Here is a 13,892-nt window from a genome sequence, read left to right as displayed (position 1 = left end):
TTTCTCGCGGGTCTTAGGGTCCGCCTGGAAGGCCAGTCCCAACAAGAAATTGAAATACGAACCCTCACGCACTGCTGACCGGAGCGTTTTCCATTCCTACTGCCATTGAGGCTCGAACAGTCTGTCTGAAAACCCGCGTTGACTACCTGCTGACGGAGCGCAGGTGTACGCTTCGGGTTCTTCCGCGGAGGCGAGGCGTGCATGAAGACGATCCTGGTGGCTAGCTCCAAGGGCGGCGTGGGCAAAACCACCATCGCCACGCACTTGGCCGCGTTCTATGCGCTGGCCGATAAGCGGACGGTGCTGGCCGATGCCGATCCCCAGGGTTCCTCGACCCGCTGGGCCGAACGCCGTGTCGGTCTGGACAGCGCGGTGCTGCCAATCGATGTCAGCCGCAAGCGCGCCTGGCGTGCGGCGCTGCCGGACGATGCGCAGCGGGTGATCATCGATGCTCCTGCCGGTGCCATGGCCGAGGACCTGGCACCTTTCCTGGACGAGGCCGATGCGGTGGTGGTGCCGTTGACGCCTTCGGCGCTGGACATCGAGGCCAGCGTCGGCTTCCTCAACACACTGGCCAAGGTGCCGCGGGTCCACCAGCGCAAGTTGCCGGTCGGGCTGCTGCTCAACCGCGGCAAGCCGTGGACCCACGCGACCCAACAGGCGTTGCAGATGCTCGGTGAGTGGCCTTACCCGGTGGTGGGGCAACTACGCGACAGCCAGGCCTATGTGGTGCTGGTCGGGCTGGGCCGCAGTTTGTTCGATTACCGCTCCGCCCAGGTCCGCGACCATCAACTGGACTGGGAGCCGTTGCTCAAGTGGCTCAAGAAGGCCTGACCGATGACCATCGTTTTGCGAGAAGTGATCCTGCTGCGCCATGCCCACGCCGAGCCGGCCGACACCGGTCAGGCAGATTTCGACCGACCGCTGTCACCGCACGGTCTGGCCGAGGCGGAGGTGGCCGGGCGCTGGCTGCTGGAACAACGTCTGGTGCCGGACAGGGTGCTGTGTTCGCCGGCACGCCGCGCGCGCGAGACGCTGGAGGCGATCCTGGGCTTGACCGGTTATGTCGAGCAACGCTTGGAGCCGTGCATCTACGAAGCCACCTCCGGTACCCTGGCCGACCTGCTGGACGGCCATCGCGACGTCGAGCGGTTGTTATTGGTCGGCCACAACCCAGGTCTGGAGCGGCTAGTCGCGCTGATGCACAGCGGTCAGTCCGGCGACTACCGCGGCATGCCCACCGCCAGTATCGCCGTGCTGGCGGTTCCACAAGAGGCGCCGATCGAGCCCGGCGTGGCACGCCTGAACGCTTTCTGGTGGCCTTGATTCGGCGCCGTCGTCATTTGACTGCGGCGCTGTGCGCCGCGTTGTTGCCCTTGTGTCTGCTGTCCGCTGCTGACGGCGCGCAAACCTCTGCGACGCAGCTGCCGCCAGGCGACTACGCTTTCGACCCAACGCAATCGCACTTCGGTTTCTATATCCGCACACGTTTCGGATTGCGTATCGAAGGCGTTTTCCCGCGTTACGAAAGTGTCGTCCACGTCCTGCCGGATGGTCGTCACCAGGTGCGTCTACGCTTGTTCACTGCCTACGCGGAGATCCCCGACAAACCACGCTATACCGGCTGGATGCGCGGGGAGGATTTCTTCGATGCCGCGCGCTACCCCGTCGTTTCCTTCGATTCGCAACCGTTTTCCCCGCGGTTGTTGACCAGCGGTGGGTCGGTATCGGGAATCTTGAGCATCCGTGGAGTCAGTCACCCCGAAGCGTTGACCGTGATGCCGGCCGCATGCAGCCGGCCCGGCTATGATTGCGATGTCATCAGTCGCGGTACGGTGTTGCGTGGGCGTTACGGGATGGATAAGTGGGATCTGGCCTTGAGCGATCGGGTCACGTTCGTGTTTCATACGCGGTTGGTCGAGGCGGGCGTTCGGTGACAGTATTGATAAGGGGAGTGGTGCTGGCGGTGTTGCTGCTCGCCAGTGGTTGCGCGACGCTGTCGCACACACAGCATGCCCGTGCCCTGGCGATTGCGGAGGCCGCGCAAGACCGTCAACTGACCTGCACGCGCAGCGACCACTGCGCGCTCGCCTCGCCATTGCGCGGGTTGGCCGGTAAGGCCTTCGCGCAGTCCGACGGCGGCGCGCCGCACCATTACGCCATCATCCTGGATCACGGCGAGGAAGCGTTGGTGGCGCGGATCAACCTGATTCGCAGTGCCAGCCATAGTATCGATCTGCAGACCTACATCTTCGACAAGGACGATAGCGCACGGTTGGTGATGGACGAACTGCTGGACGCGGCGCGGCGTGGGGTCAAGGTACGGGTGCTGATCGACCAACTTTCGGCGATCTCCGATTTGCAGATTCTCGGCGCGTTGGCCGGGGCGCACGAAAACTTCTCGCTACGCATCTACAACCCCACCTTCGGCCTGGCCAAGACCAATTACCTGCACTATGCGGCCAGCGTGCTGTGCTGTTTCCGCCACTTCAACCAGCGCATGCACAATAAGCTGTTGGTGGTGGACGAGGCGGTCGGTGTGGCCGGCGGGCGCAACTACCAGGATGATTATTTCGACTGGGACAGCGAATACAACTTCCGCGACCGCGACGTGCTGGTGGCCGGCCCGGTGGCGCGCACGATGGCCGCCAGTTTTGATACGTACTGGGAGGCGCGGCGCAGCGTGCCTGTGGCGCGGCTCAACGACGTCGGCAAGATGTTGTTGCGCGATGGCGTGCCGGCACTGCCGCCGGCCCAGTTCCTGCGCCCCGAACGGGTCCAGCGGGTGAGTCAGGAGGCGGCTGATCCAGCGTTCGTGGAGAACGCGTTCGTGTTGCCGGCGCTGCCGGTCGAGCATGTGGACTACGTCGCCGACCTGCCGCAAAAGCATCGTCGCGAGCATGGACCCAAAGCGATATCCACCGCGCCACGGCTCGATCATCTGATTGCCGAGGCGCGCGAGGAGATCCTGCTGCAGACGCCCTACCTGGTGCTATCGGACCCGGCGCAGGCGATCTTCCGCGACCTGCGCAAGCGGGCGCATCCACCACGCGTGGTGGTGGCCAGCAACAGTCTGGCCTCCACCGACAATCCGGTGGTCTATGCGCTGTCCTACAAGTACAAGCGGCGCAACCTGCGCGCGCTGGGCCTGGACATCTACGAGTACATGCCGTTCCCGCTGGATGCGCCGGTGGACTACGCCAATTTGCTCCCCGCGCCGTTGCGCGGGGAACTGCCCGATGGCGAGACCGTTGCCGTGCCGACGCCCGTGCCCAATGCGCCGGTCGGCGGCAGCGCCGACAAGCGCCTTTCCTTGCTGGGCAGCGGTAGCGGTGGGCCGTCCGGAAGTCGTGGCGACGGCAGCCAGGTCGAGCGCCGCCTGTTGCGGACCGAGACCCGGCCCTACCTGAGCCGACGTATCGCCAACCACCCGCTGCCGGTGACCCGTGAGGGCGCGCGCATGGGCGTGCATGCCAAGTCGCTGGTGGTGGATCGCCGTGTCGGGGTGATCGGGTCACACAACTTCGACCCGCGTAGCGAAACCTACAACACCGAGGGGGCGGTGATCGTCGACGATCCGGTCTTTGCCCAGGCATTGGCGGCCAGCATCGACCGCGACATCGAGCCGGAGAATTCCTGGGTGGTGGCGCCACGGGTCAAGCCGCCGCTGCTGTCGGGCTTGAATTACAGCATCGACAAACTCTCCGAATCGTTGCCGGTGCTGGATTTGTGGCCGTGGCGCTATGCCACCGACTACGCCTTCCAGCCCGGCCCCGATTGCCCGGCCCCGTTGACCCGGCACGATCCTGGCTTCCACCGCTGCTACATCGCAGTGGGTGATTTCCCCGAGGTCGACGTCGGTCCGAAGTGGCTGCTGGTAAGGATGCTGACGGCGTTCGGGTCCGGCTTGGTGCCGATTCTCTGAGCGCCGCAATCGGGGATCGGGTGGCTGGAAAAGTGCCAACGGTGCGGTATCGCGGCCTGCTTGGCGGTAGGCTGGGGATTATTTGACTGTAGGGATTGGCGCATGGCTTTTCGTGAACCGGTCGATCTGGATGCCCTCAATGCCGATGCGCGCGACACCCTGGTTGCGCAGTTGGGTATCGTTTTCAGCGAGGCCGGGTCGGACTGGTTGCGCGCGACGATGCCGGTGGATGCGCGCACGCTGCAGCCATACGGGATCCTGCACGGCGGCGCCTCGGTGGTGCTGGCCGAGACCCTGGGCAGCAGCGCCGGTAATCTGTGCGTGAGGCCGGATCAGGTCTGTGTGGGCATTGAGATCAACGCCAATCACCTGCGCAGCGTGCGCAGCGGGTGGGTCGTCGGTACCACCCGGCCATTGCATATCGGCCGAACCACCCAGGTGTGGGAGATCCGCATCGAGGATGCGGCGGGCAAACCGGTGTGCGTGTCGCGGCTGACCCTGGCGGTGATCGCGCGTGGTTGAGCCTGGTGCGCGGTGCCGCCGCGCAACTGTCGCCGCGCGAGCGGCGTGAGACTGACACAATAGCCCGCTTGGCCCTCCTGCTTCCGGTAACCTTCACCGAATGAGTGAGTTCTTGCACATTGCCACGCGCCAACAGGGTGGAGCGCTGCGCTGGATTCGTTACGGCTATCGTGTCCCGCTGCTGGCACTGCACGTGTCGGTATCGACACCGTGCGTGCTGGTGTGCATGGTCTTGTCGCCGGGGCGCGGCGGTGCCGAGTCCTTGGGCGATCGCATGGCGTGCTGGTGGTCGATCTGCTTCCTGCGCATCTTCGGCCTGCGGGTGCGCCGTATCGGCGCACCATTGCCCAATCCGGTGTTTTTCGTGGCCAACCATGTAAGCTGGATCGATATCGTGATGTTGCATAGCCAGCGCATGATGGCCTTCGTTGCCAAGCATGAGATTGCCGGCTGGCCCCTGATCGGCTGGTTGGCCGTGCGCGTGCGGACCATCTTCCACCAGCGTGGCAGCAACGCATCGTTGAGTGGTGTGCTGCAGGCCATGCGGGAAGAGTTGCGCTCGGGGCGTTCGGTCGGAGTGTTTCCGGAAGGGCGCACCCGTAGCGGTCATGAGATCGGTCCGTTCCATGCGCGGATCTTCCAGGCTGCAGTGGAAGTCGAGGTGCCTGTGCAGCCGGTGGCGCTGCGTTATGGGCTAGGCGGTTCGGCCCAGGCGGTCGTGGCGTTCGGGCCGCAGGAGAGTTTCTTGGTCAATGTGGTGCGCATGCTCGGCGAGCCGGGTCGTGTGGCTGAAGTGCATTTTCTCGAGCCGATCCGCTTGCAGGACGTGGAAGGACGGCGGCGCATCGCCGAGACGGCGCGCGCGCGCATCGTCACGGCAATGGAACAAGGCTGAACCCTGGAACACCGGTGGCGCGGTGGTTAACCGATTACTCTCTCCTCTGCATGCAAGCTCATCTCCCATGAACGCGACCGATTACTCCCCACCACGCTGGTTGCGCAATCCCCACGTGCAATCGGTGCTGGGTTCCAGCATGTTGCGCGTACGCCGTGGCGAACAACGGCTTGTCGCCAGCGGTGCGACCACCACCTCGCATATCCTCGATGGTGGCGACGGCGTGCGCCTGCAGGGTTGGTTGAGCGTGCCGGCCGATGTTGCCCCGCGTGGCACGGTGCTGCTGTTGCACGGTTGGGAAGGCAGTGCCGATTCGAGCTACATGTGTTTGACCGCCGCACAGATGGTTGCCCACGGTTACCAAGTGTTCCGACTCAATTTCCGCGATCACGGCGATACCCATCACCTCAACGTGGACCTGTTCCATTCCGATCGCCTGGACGAAGTGTTCAATGCCGCCTGCGATCTATGGCGGCGTTTCCCGGCGCCGACACTGTTGGTCGCTGGTTATTCGCTTGGCGGCAATTTCGCATTGCGTCTGGCGTTGCGCGCACCGGTGGCCGGCTTGCCGCTGCAACGCGTGGCTGCGGTGTGTCCGTTGCTGGATCCGGCTGCCGCCATGCAGCGCGTCGAGAACGGCCCGCAGTTCTACGATTGGTATTTCCGCCGGAATTGGCGTGGATCGCTGATGCGCAAGCGCGAGCTGTTTCCCGACCAGCATGGTTACGACGATGCCACCCTGGCGCTGGACATGCGCGGATTGATGGGGTGGCTGGCGCAGCGGCATGCGGGTTTCGCCAGCCTGGATGAGTATTTCGATAGCTACAGCATCGCCGGCGAGCGTCTATTGGGTCTGCGCGTACCGGCCGACATTCTGATGGCCGAGGACGACCCGGTGATTCCTCTGGACGATTTCCGCAGTTTGCGTCTGCCGGCCGTGGCACGGCTGGAGATTGCGCGCTGGGGCGGGCATTGCGGTTTCATCGAGAACGCGCGTGGCGACGGTTTCGCCGAGCGTTGGGTGGCCGAGCGCCTGACCCAAGGTCTGGCGCAGTCCTAAACCCTGCTTCGGCGCTGGCCGGCCTGGCGCTCCCGCTACAATGCGGGTTTGCCTTCAGCCCGAGCCCCATGCACGAGTCCATTCTCGACGCCCTGCGCCGCCAGGACACCGCCGATGCCCTGCGTCTTGCACAGGCTTGGGTGGCGGAGGTCGCTGACGATGCGCAAGCGCAGCGCTGGCTGGCGTTGGCGCGGCAGCAGCACGGCGATACCGCCGGAGCCCTGGACAGCATTGACCGGGCGATCGCGCTGGCGCCGGAAGATGCCGAATTGCACCTGCTGCGCGCCAGCATATTGGTTGGCGCCAACGACCTGCCCCAGGCCGAAGTCGCATTGGCGCAGACGGCGGCGCTGGATCCCAACGCGTTCATGGCCTACATCATGCGCGGGCATCTGGCCCTGGGCCGCGGCGACCTGGACGAAGTGGAGCGGTTGAGCCGCACCGCTGCGCGGTTGCAGCCGGAGCATCCGCAGTTGCTCGGGCTGGACGGCATGCTGGCGCTGCGCCGCGGCGACGCCGACCGCGCACTGGCCTTGCTGTCGCGCGCCAGCAATGCATTGCCGGATGATCCGCGCCTGCTCTACGCGCTGGGCTTCGCCTATCTGGACAAACAGCACCTGGCCTTCGCCGAGACGGCGTTCCGCCGCGTCGCCACGCTGACGCCCGGGACCAGTGTGCCGATGATGGCGCTGGTCGCGCAGCTCGCGCATCGTCAGGGCCGCCTCGACGACGCCATTGCCGCGCTGCAAACGGTGCTGGCCGATCCTGCCGGCGATACCGCCAACATGCGCCGCCTGGCCGGCGAATACGCCTTGCAGGCCGACCGACCGGTGCAGGCGCTGGAGCATCTGCGTCCGGCCCTGGCTGCGGCTCCGGCCGACCGCCGCACCCTGCACGCGGCACTGATCGCTTGGCAGCGTCTTGGCACGCTCGACGACGCGCGCGCGACCCTCGAAGCGACGCTGACCAGTACGACCGACGCCCATGACCTATGGTTGGCACGGCTGGCGCTGGAGCCGGTAGGCGGTGCCGAGGCACGCGCGCTGATCGCGCGCTGGCAGGCCACCATGCCGGCGCACGTGCCGGCGTTGGAGGCGCAGCTGCGGGTGCACGACATGGCCGGCGAGCGCGACCAGAGCGAGGCCGTGGCCCAACGTATCGTGGCCCTGGAGCCGGGTCGGATCAGCGGCGAGGAGCGGCTGGTCGAAGCGATGCTGGAACGCGGCGAGCACACTGCGGCCATCGATCATGTGTGCCGCCTGATGCAGCGCCTGCCCGAGCAGAACCGGACCATCCTGCGGCCATGGTTGGCGGCGGTGCAGGATGCCGCTGGCCGCGTCGAGGACGCGCTGGCGACCTGGCTGGCATTTCAGCAGGAACAACAACCGCACCGTTTGCCGTTGCCGCCGTTGGGGCAAGCGGGGCAAGAAGCGCTGTCGCCATGGCCGCCGCTGGCCGCAGTCGATGCGCAAACGCAGGCACGGCCGCTCTTCGTCTGGGGGGCGCCAGGTAGCGGCGTGGAACGGGTGATCGCCGTGTTGAGCGCGGCCAGTCCGGTGCTGCGCGGTGACCGCTTCGGCGCGCAGCCGCCGAGCGATGGCTTGCAGCGCTACCGCAGCGTCGGCGAACTCGACAGCGGCGCACTGGACGGCGCGGCGCTGGTCGCCGAGTGGCGTGCGCAGTTGCCGGCGCGCGGCATCGGCGATGGCAACATCGTCGACTGGTTGCTGTGGTGGGACAACGTGCTGTTGCGCGCGCTGCGCCCGCATCTGCCGGAAGGACGGTTGCTGATCGTGCTGCGCGACCCGCGCGATATGCTGCTGGACTGGCTGGCCAATGGCGCCCCGGCACCGCTGCAACTGGCCTCTCCGGAAGGCGGTGCGCGCTGGCTGGCGGCGGTGTTGGAGCAAATCGCCGTGCTGCACGCGCAGGACCTGTACCCGCACCGGTTGCTGCGCCTGGACGGCATCGAGACCGATCCGGCCGCTGTGGCGGCAGCTTTGGAGCAGGCATTCGGTGTCCCCTTTCCAACCGTGGCCACGCTCGGCCCGCCACGTTTGGCCGCCGGCCACTGGCGCGCCTATGCGGGGCCGCTGGCCGCGGCATTCGTCCTGCTCACGCCCGTTGCGATGCGCCTTGGCTACCCTGCAACCTGATTCCACAAGGAGCTTCCCGTATGCGCCTTCGCAGTGACAATCTGCAGCCCGGCCAACCGATTGCCGCGACCTATGCGATGGGTCAGGCCGACGGCTTCGGCGGCAACCGCAATCCGCATCTGGCCTGGGATCAGGTGCCGTCCGCGACCCGGTCGTTCGCCCTGTTGTGCATCGATCCGGACGTGCCGACCGTGGCCGACATGGTCGGCCGCGCCGATGTGCAGATCCCGGTCGCGCAGCCGCGCACCGAATTCGTGCATTGGGTGGCGGTGGACTTGCCGGCCGACCTGCGCGCGATCGCCGAGGGCAGCGCCAGTGACGGCGTGGTGACCAAGGGCAAGCAGCAACCGCCCGGCCTGGACGGCGCGCGGCAGGGACTGAACAGCTACACCGACTGGTTCGCTGGCGACGCGACGATGGGCGGCGACTATTACGGTTACGACGGCCCGTATCCGCCGGCCAACGACCTGCGCGTGCATCGTTATTTCTTTCGCCTGTTCGCGTTGAATGTGGCCCGACTCGATCTACCGGCGCGCTTTACTGGCCCCGACGCGCTGCGCGCGATGCAGGGTCACGTGTTGGCCGAAGCTACGCTGTACGGCACCTACAGCCTCAATCCCGCCGTGGCTTGAATCTCTTACCCTTCGAAAGAGGGATTGGGACAAGGGCGAGTCGGATCGCCCTTGCTCTCAGTCCTTATGCTGCCGGCAGCCACAGCAGCAGTGCCGCGCCCAGCACGATGCGATACGCCGCGAAGGCGGTGAACCGGTGCGATTTGATGTAGCCCAGCAGCCATCTCACCACCATGAAGCCGGTCACCAGCGCCGCGGCGAAGGCGATGCTCACGTCGCCCCAGTTCTCGCTGCCCAGCGCGCCGTGCTTGTATAGCTCCAGGAAGGAGTAGCCGCTGGCCGCGAACATGGTCGGGATCCCGACCAGGAAAGCAAAATCGGCTGCGGCCGAGCGCTTGCTCAGGCCCAGCAGCATCGCCAGGAAGATCGTCGTCGCCGAGCGCGAGGTACCGGGGAACACGCCGGCCACCACCTGTGCCAAGCCGACCGCGATGGCCACTTTCCAGGTCACCGTCTCGCGTTCAGGTAGCCGGCCTGCGATCTGCTCGGCTGCCAGCATCCACACGCCGCCGATCACCAGCGCCCAGGCCACCGGATGCACGCTCTCCGGCAACTGCCAGCCGGCCTTGCGCACCGTCAAGCCGACCACGGCGGTGACTAGGAATGCCGCGCTCAGCTTGAACACGTAGTCGCGATTGGCAGGCTCGCCCAGGCCGGTCGCCAGCGTCCACAGGCGCTGCCGGTATACCAGCATGGTCGCCAGGATTGCGCCTGCCTGGATGACGATGTTGAAGAAGTCCGAGCGGTGGCCGAGCCATTGCTCGGCGATCAGCAGGTGCCCGGTGCTGGAGACAGGCAGGAATTCGGTCAGGCCTTCGATGATGCCCAGCAACAGGGCGGACAGCGGGTCGCTCATGGAGGAGATTGGCTCGATGGAATGGAGAGATGGGCGGTGCGCAAGGATAGAGCATTGTGGTTTGCACCACAGTAGTGCTTTTCATGGCGACCGCATTATTTTGGTGCGAAATGTCTGCGCCATCTGCGTGCATGTCTTTCAGATTCAATGACTTGTGAAGTCTACGAAGTTGGCATGCCGATTGCTCATAATTTCTGGTGCCATTCATAAACCGAGGTTGTATCTGATGTCTGCGGAAACTATTGAGAAGTTGGTTAAGGACAACAAGATCGAGTTCGTCGACCTGCGCTTCGTCGACCTGCGCGGCGTGCAGCAGCACGTCACGTTCCCGGTCAGCATCATCGAGCCTGCATTGTTCGAAGAGGGCAAGATGTTCGACGGCAGCTCGATCGCCGGCTGGAAGGGCATCAATGAGTCGGACATGGTTCTGCTGCCGGATGCCGACACCGCCTTCCTCGACCCGTTCATGGCCGACCCGACCCTGGTGCTGACCTGCGACATCCTCGATCCGGCGACCATGCAGAGCTATGCGCGCGATCCGCGCGGCGTGGCCAAGCGCGCCGAGGCTTATCTGAAGTCCAGCGGCATCGCCGATCAGGCGTTCTTCGGCCCGGAGCCGGAATTCTTCATCTTCGACGGCGTGCGTTTCGGCAACGACATGGGCCACACCTTCTTCAAGATCGATTCGGAAGAAGCGGCGTGGAGCAGCGGCAGCAAGATCGAGGGTGGCAACAGCGGTTATCGTCCGGCGGTCAAGGGTGGCTACTTCCCGGTGCCGCCGACCGACTCGCTGCAGGACCTGCGCGCGGAAATGTGCAAGACCCTGGAGCAGGTCGGCATCGAGGTCGAAGTGCACCACCACGAGGTCGCCACCGCTGGTCAGTGCGAGATCGGCACCAAGTTCAACTCGCTGGTGAAGAAGGCCGACGAGCTGATGACGATGAAGTACATCATCAAGAACGTTGCCTACCGCAACGGCAAGACTGTGACCTTCATGCCCAAGCCGATCGTCGGCGACAACGGCTCGGGCATGCACGTGCACCAGTCGCTGGCCAAGGGCGGCACCAATCTGTTCTCCGGCGACGGCTATGGCGGCCTGTCGCAGATGGCGCTGTGGTACATCGGCGGCATCTTCAAGCATGCCAAGGCGATCAACGCCTTCACCAACTCGGGCACCAACAGCTACAAGCGTCTGGTCCCGGGCTTCGAGGCGCCGGTGATGCTGGCCTACTCGGCGCGCAACCGCTCGGCCTCGTGCCGCATCCCGTGGGTGTCCAACCCGAAGGCGCGCCGCATCGAGATCCGCTTCCCGGATCCGCTGCAATCCGGCTACCTGACCTTTGCCGCGTTGATGATGGCAGGCTTGGACGGTATCAAGAACCAGATCGATCCAGGCGCGCCCAGCGACAAGGATCTGTACGACCTGCCGCCGGAAGAAGAGAAGAAAATCCCGCAGGTCTGCTCCAGCCTCGACCAGGCGTTGGAAGCGCTTGATGCCGACCGCGAGTTCCTCAAGGCCGGCGGCGTGTTCACCGACGACTTCATCGATGGCTACATCGCGCTGAAGATGCAGGAAGTGACCAAGTTCCGTGCGGCGACGCACCCGCTGGAATATCAGCTGTATTACGCCAACTGAGTTGCATGCGCAGCGACGGCGAAGGTCTCCGCCTTCCTCCTTCGTCATCGCCGCTGCTGGCCCGGCTGGGGAGCCGGGCCAGTGGCTCGCGTCAGGAACTAGGTTTTCGGCGTATTCACAGGGGTATCCACGCAATACCGCGCTTGCGTGCCGTGGGCCAGGCTCCCTCCCACGTTGCCGCGCTGCCGTCGCACTTCAGGTGCGGCGCGTTGCGGCTTGATCCACGGAATGCTGCGCGCAGCAGTACCCGCGCCGTTTGCGGCGCGCACGACGTGCCACGCGCCGGACAGGGTTCGGCGGTTGTTTCCTTCCATCAACGGGATATGCGCATGAAACTGATCACCGCCATCATCCGGCCATTCAAGCTCGACGAGGTCCGCGAGGCCTTGTCGCAGGCGGGTGTGTCCGGCATCACCGTCACCGAGGTCAAGGGCTTCGGTCGGCAGAAGGGTCACACCGAGTTGTATCGCGGTGCCGAATACGTCGTCGACTTCCTGCCCAAGATCAAGATCGAGACGGTGGTGACCGACGAACACCTGGAGGCCGTGGTCGAGGCGATCCAAGCCGCGGCCGGGACCGGCAAGATCGGCGACGGCAAGATCTTCGTTACCGCGATCGAACAGGTCGTCCGTATCCGTACCGGCGAGATCGGCGCCGATGCGCTCTAACACTACTGTGGAACCCTTCATTATGAAGACAGGCTTGTTCTCCGGGTGGAAGACCCGTTTCTATGCGGTGTGCATGCTGATCCTAGTTGGCGCGATGGCGGCGAGTGTGCCGGGCAGCGTGTTGGCTCAGGCGCAGATCACGCCGGTCTCCACGCCGAACGTGGAGACCGAACAACTGACGCCGCCGCCTGCGCCAGCCACGGCTGCCGCACCCGCCGCCGCCGCGCCGGTGGTGGACAAGGGCGACGTCGCCTGGATGTTGACCTCCACCCTGCTGGTGCTGCTGATGGTGGTGCCGGGCCTGGCTCTGTTCTACGGCGGCATGGTGCGCGCCAAGAACGTGTTGTCGGTGCTGATCCAGGTCGGTGTGGTGTTTTCCCTGATCGCGGTGCTGTGGGTGGTGTACGGCTATAGCCTGGCCTTCGCCGATGGTGGCGCGTTCATTGGTACGCTGCACAAGGCCTTGCTGAGCGGAGTCGATAGCACCACGCTGGCCGATACGTTCTCCAAGGGCTTCAAGCTGCCCGAGTATGTGTTCGTCGCGTTCCAGTTGACCTTCGCTGGCATCACCGGCGCGCTGATCGTCGGCGCTTTCGCCGAGCGGGTGAAGTTCGCCGCGGTGTTGCTGTTCATCGTCATCTGGTTCACTGCCGGCTATCTACCCCTGGCGCATATCGTGTGGTCGACGCCAGGCTTCCTGTTCGGCAAGGGCGCGTTGGACTTCGCCGGCGGCACCGTGGTCCACATCAATGCGGGCGTGGCCGGCTTGGTCGGCTCTTACTTCGTCGGCAAGCGCCTGGGTTTCGGTCATGCCGCGATGAAGCCGCACAACGTCACCCTGACTTTCGTCGGCGCGGCGTTGTTGTGGGTGGGCTGGTTCGGCTTCAATGCCGGTTCGGCATTGGAAGCCAATGCCATCGCCGCGCTGGCCTTCCTCAACACGCTGCTGGCCACCGCTGCCGCGGTGCTGGCTTGGTCGTTGACGGAGAAGGTGGTCAAGGGCAAGTCCTCGGCGCTGGGCGTGGCCTCGGGCATGGTCGCCGGCCTGGTCGGCATCACCCCGGCGGCCGGTACGGTCGGACCGTTCGGCGCGATCGTCATCGGTGCGGCCGCTGGCATCATCTGCGTGTGGGGCGTCACCGGGCTGAAGAAGCTGCTCAACGCCGATGACACGCTGGACGTGTTCGGCGTGCATGGCGTCGGTGGCATCGTCGGTGCGCTTTTGACTGGTGTGTTCACCGACAAGGCGCTGGGCGGTACCGGTTACGCCACGGGGGTGACCATGGGCCACCAACTGCTGGTGCAGGCCACCGGCGTCGGCCTGACCGTGCTGTGGATCGGCATTGTGTCCGTGGTCGGCTTCCTTGTCGCCAAGGCGGTGGTTGGCCTGCGCGTGTCGGAAGACGCCGAGCGCCAGGGTTTGGACATTACCTCGCACGGTGAATCCGCCTACGAGTCCTGAGCACCACCGGCCCGCGACCGTCGTCGCGGGACTTGGAACTGTATGGGTGCGGCCGGCGCTTTCGCCGGTCCGCACGACCC

General features: G+C 65.2%; 13 protein-coding genes. 12 read left to right on the top strand and 1 reads right to left on the bottom strand.

Annotation, left to right across the window (positions count from 1 at the left end):
* Nucleotides 1-201: 201 nt before the first annotated feature.
* The 9 genes from XalbCFBP2523_RS13460 (at nt 202) to XalbCFBP2523_RS13420 (ending at nt 9,190) form a co-directional block, all read left to right on the top strand.
* Nucleotides 202-834 (top strand): ParA family protein, encoded by a 633-nt coding sequence (locus XalbCFBP2523_RS13460; protein WP_045766501.1) that lies wholly within the window; start codon nt 202-204, stop codon nt 832-834.
* 15 nt (nt 835-849) lie between these two features.
* Complete coding sequence (locus tag XalbCFBP2523_RS13455; protein WP_045766856.1) at nt 850-1,326, top strand: SixA phosphatase family protein; 477 nt, start codon at nt 850-852, stop codon at nt 1,324-1,326.
* On the top strand, nt 1,317-1,937 hold the full coding sequence (locus XalbCFBP2523_RS13450) for a YceI family protein (RefSeq protein WP_045766500.1): 621 nt from the start codon (nt 1,317-1,319) through the stop codon (nt 1,935-1,937). Before XalbCFBP2523_RS13455 ends, XalbCFBP2523_RS13450 begins: the two co-directional genes overlap by 10 nt.
* On the top strand, nt 1,934-3,925 hold the full coding sequence (locus XalbCFBP2523_RS13445; protein ID WP_045766499.1) for a phospholipase D family protein: 1,992 nt from the start codon (nt 1,934-1,936) through the stop codon (nt 3,923-3,925). Before XalbCFBP2523_RS13450 ends, XalbCFBP2523_RS13445 begins: the two co-directional genes overlap by 4 nt.
* A 102-nt stretch (nt 3,926-4,027) precedes the next feature.
* Complete coding sequence (locus XalbCFBP2523_RS13440) at nt 4,028-4,447, top strand: hotdog fold thioesterase (RefSeq protein WP_012917569.1); 420 nt, start codon at nt 4,028-4,030, stop codon at nt 4,445-4,447.
* Between the two features lie 100 nt (nt 4,448-4,547).
* Nucleotides 4,548-5,342, top strand: a complete 795-nt coding sequence (locus XalbCFBP2523_RS13435; protein WP_045766498.1) for a lysophospholipid acyltransferase family protein — start codon at nt 4,548-4,550, stop codon at nt 5,340-5,342.
* 67 nt (nt 5,343-5,409) lie between these two features.
* Nucleotides 5,410-6,402, top strand: coding sequence for a YheT family hydrolase (locus XalbCFBP2523_RS13430; RefSeq protein WP_045766497.1), 993 nt, complete (start codon nt 5,410-5,412; stop codon nt 6,400-6,402).
* Between the two features lie 68 nt (nt 6,403-6,470).
* A complete protein-coding gene (locus XalbCFBP2523_RS13425) occupies nt 6,471-8,558 on the top strand; it encodes a tetratricopeptide repeat protein (protein ID WP_045766496.1) in 2,088 nt (695 codons plus the stop codon).
* A gap of 20 nt (nt 8,559-8,578) precedes the next feature.
* On the top strand, nt 8,579-9,190 hold the full coding sequence (locus XalbCFBP2523_RS13420) for a YbhB/YbcL family Raf kinase inhibitor-like protein (RefSeq protein ID WP_012917565.1): 612 nt from the start codon (nt 8,579-8,581) through the stop codon (nt 9,188-9,190).
* Nucleotides 9,191-9,254: 64 nt separating this feature from the next.
* Here XalbCFBP2523_RS13420 and XalbCFBP2523_RS13415 read toward each other — a convergent pair whose 3' ends face one another.
* On the bottom strand, nt 9,255-10,046 hold the full coding sequence (locus XalbCFBP2523_RS13415; protein ID WP_012917564.1) for an undecaprenyl-diphosphate phosphatase: 792 nt from the start codon (nt 10,044-10,046) through the stop codon (nt 9,255-9,257).
* Nucleotides 10,047-10,272: 226 nt separating this feature from the next.
* On the opposite strand from XalbCFBP2523_RS13415, the gene glnA reads away from it, so the two are divergent.
* From glnA to amt, 3 genes are all read left to right on the top strand, one after another.
* Nucleotides 10,273-11,682 (top strand): type I glutamate--ammonia ligase, encoded by a 1,410-nt coding sequence (glnA, locus tag XalbCFBP2523_RS13410; RefSeq protein WP_012917563.1) that lies wholly within the window; start codon nt 10,273-10,275, stop codon nt 11,680-11,682.
* Nucleotides 11,683-12,011: 329 nt separating this feature from the next.
* Nucleotides 12,012-12,350, top strand: a complete 339-nt coding sequence (locus XalbCFBP2523_RS13405; RefSeq protein WP_012917562.1) for a P-II family nitrogen regulator — start codon at nt 12,012-12,014, stop codon at nt 12,348-12,350.
* A gap of 22 nt (nt 12,351-12,372) precedes the next feature.
* Nucleotides 12,373-13,812 carry an ammonium transporter gene (gene amt / locus XalbCFBP2523_RS13400; RefSeq protein ID WP_045766495.1) on the top strand — a complete coding sequence of 480 codons (1,440 nt, stop codon included), beginning with the start codon at nt 12,373-12,375 and terminating at the stop codon, nt 13,810-13,812.
* The last annotated feature ends 80 nt before the right edge of the window (nt 13,813-13,892 follow it).

Origin of the sequence: Xanthomonas albilineans (assembly GCF_002939705.1) — a bacterium.
GTDB classification, from domain to species: domain Bacteria; phylum Pseudomonadota; class Gammaproteobacteria; order Xanthomonadales; family Xanthomonadaceae; genus Xanthomonas_A; species Xanthomonas_A albilineans.
This window is presented reverse-complemented; position numbering and strand designations above follow the sequence as displayed.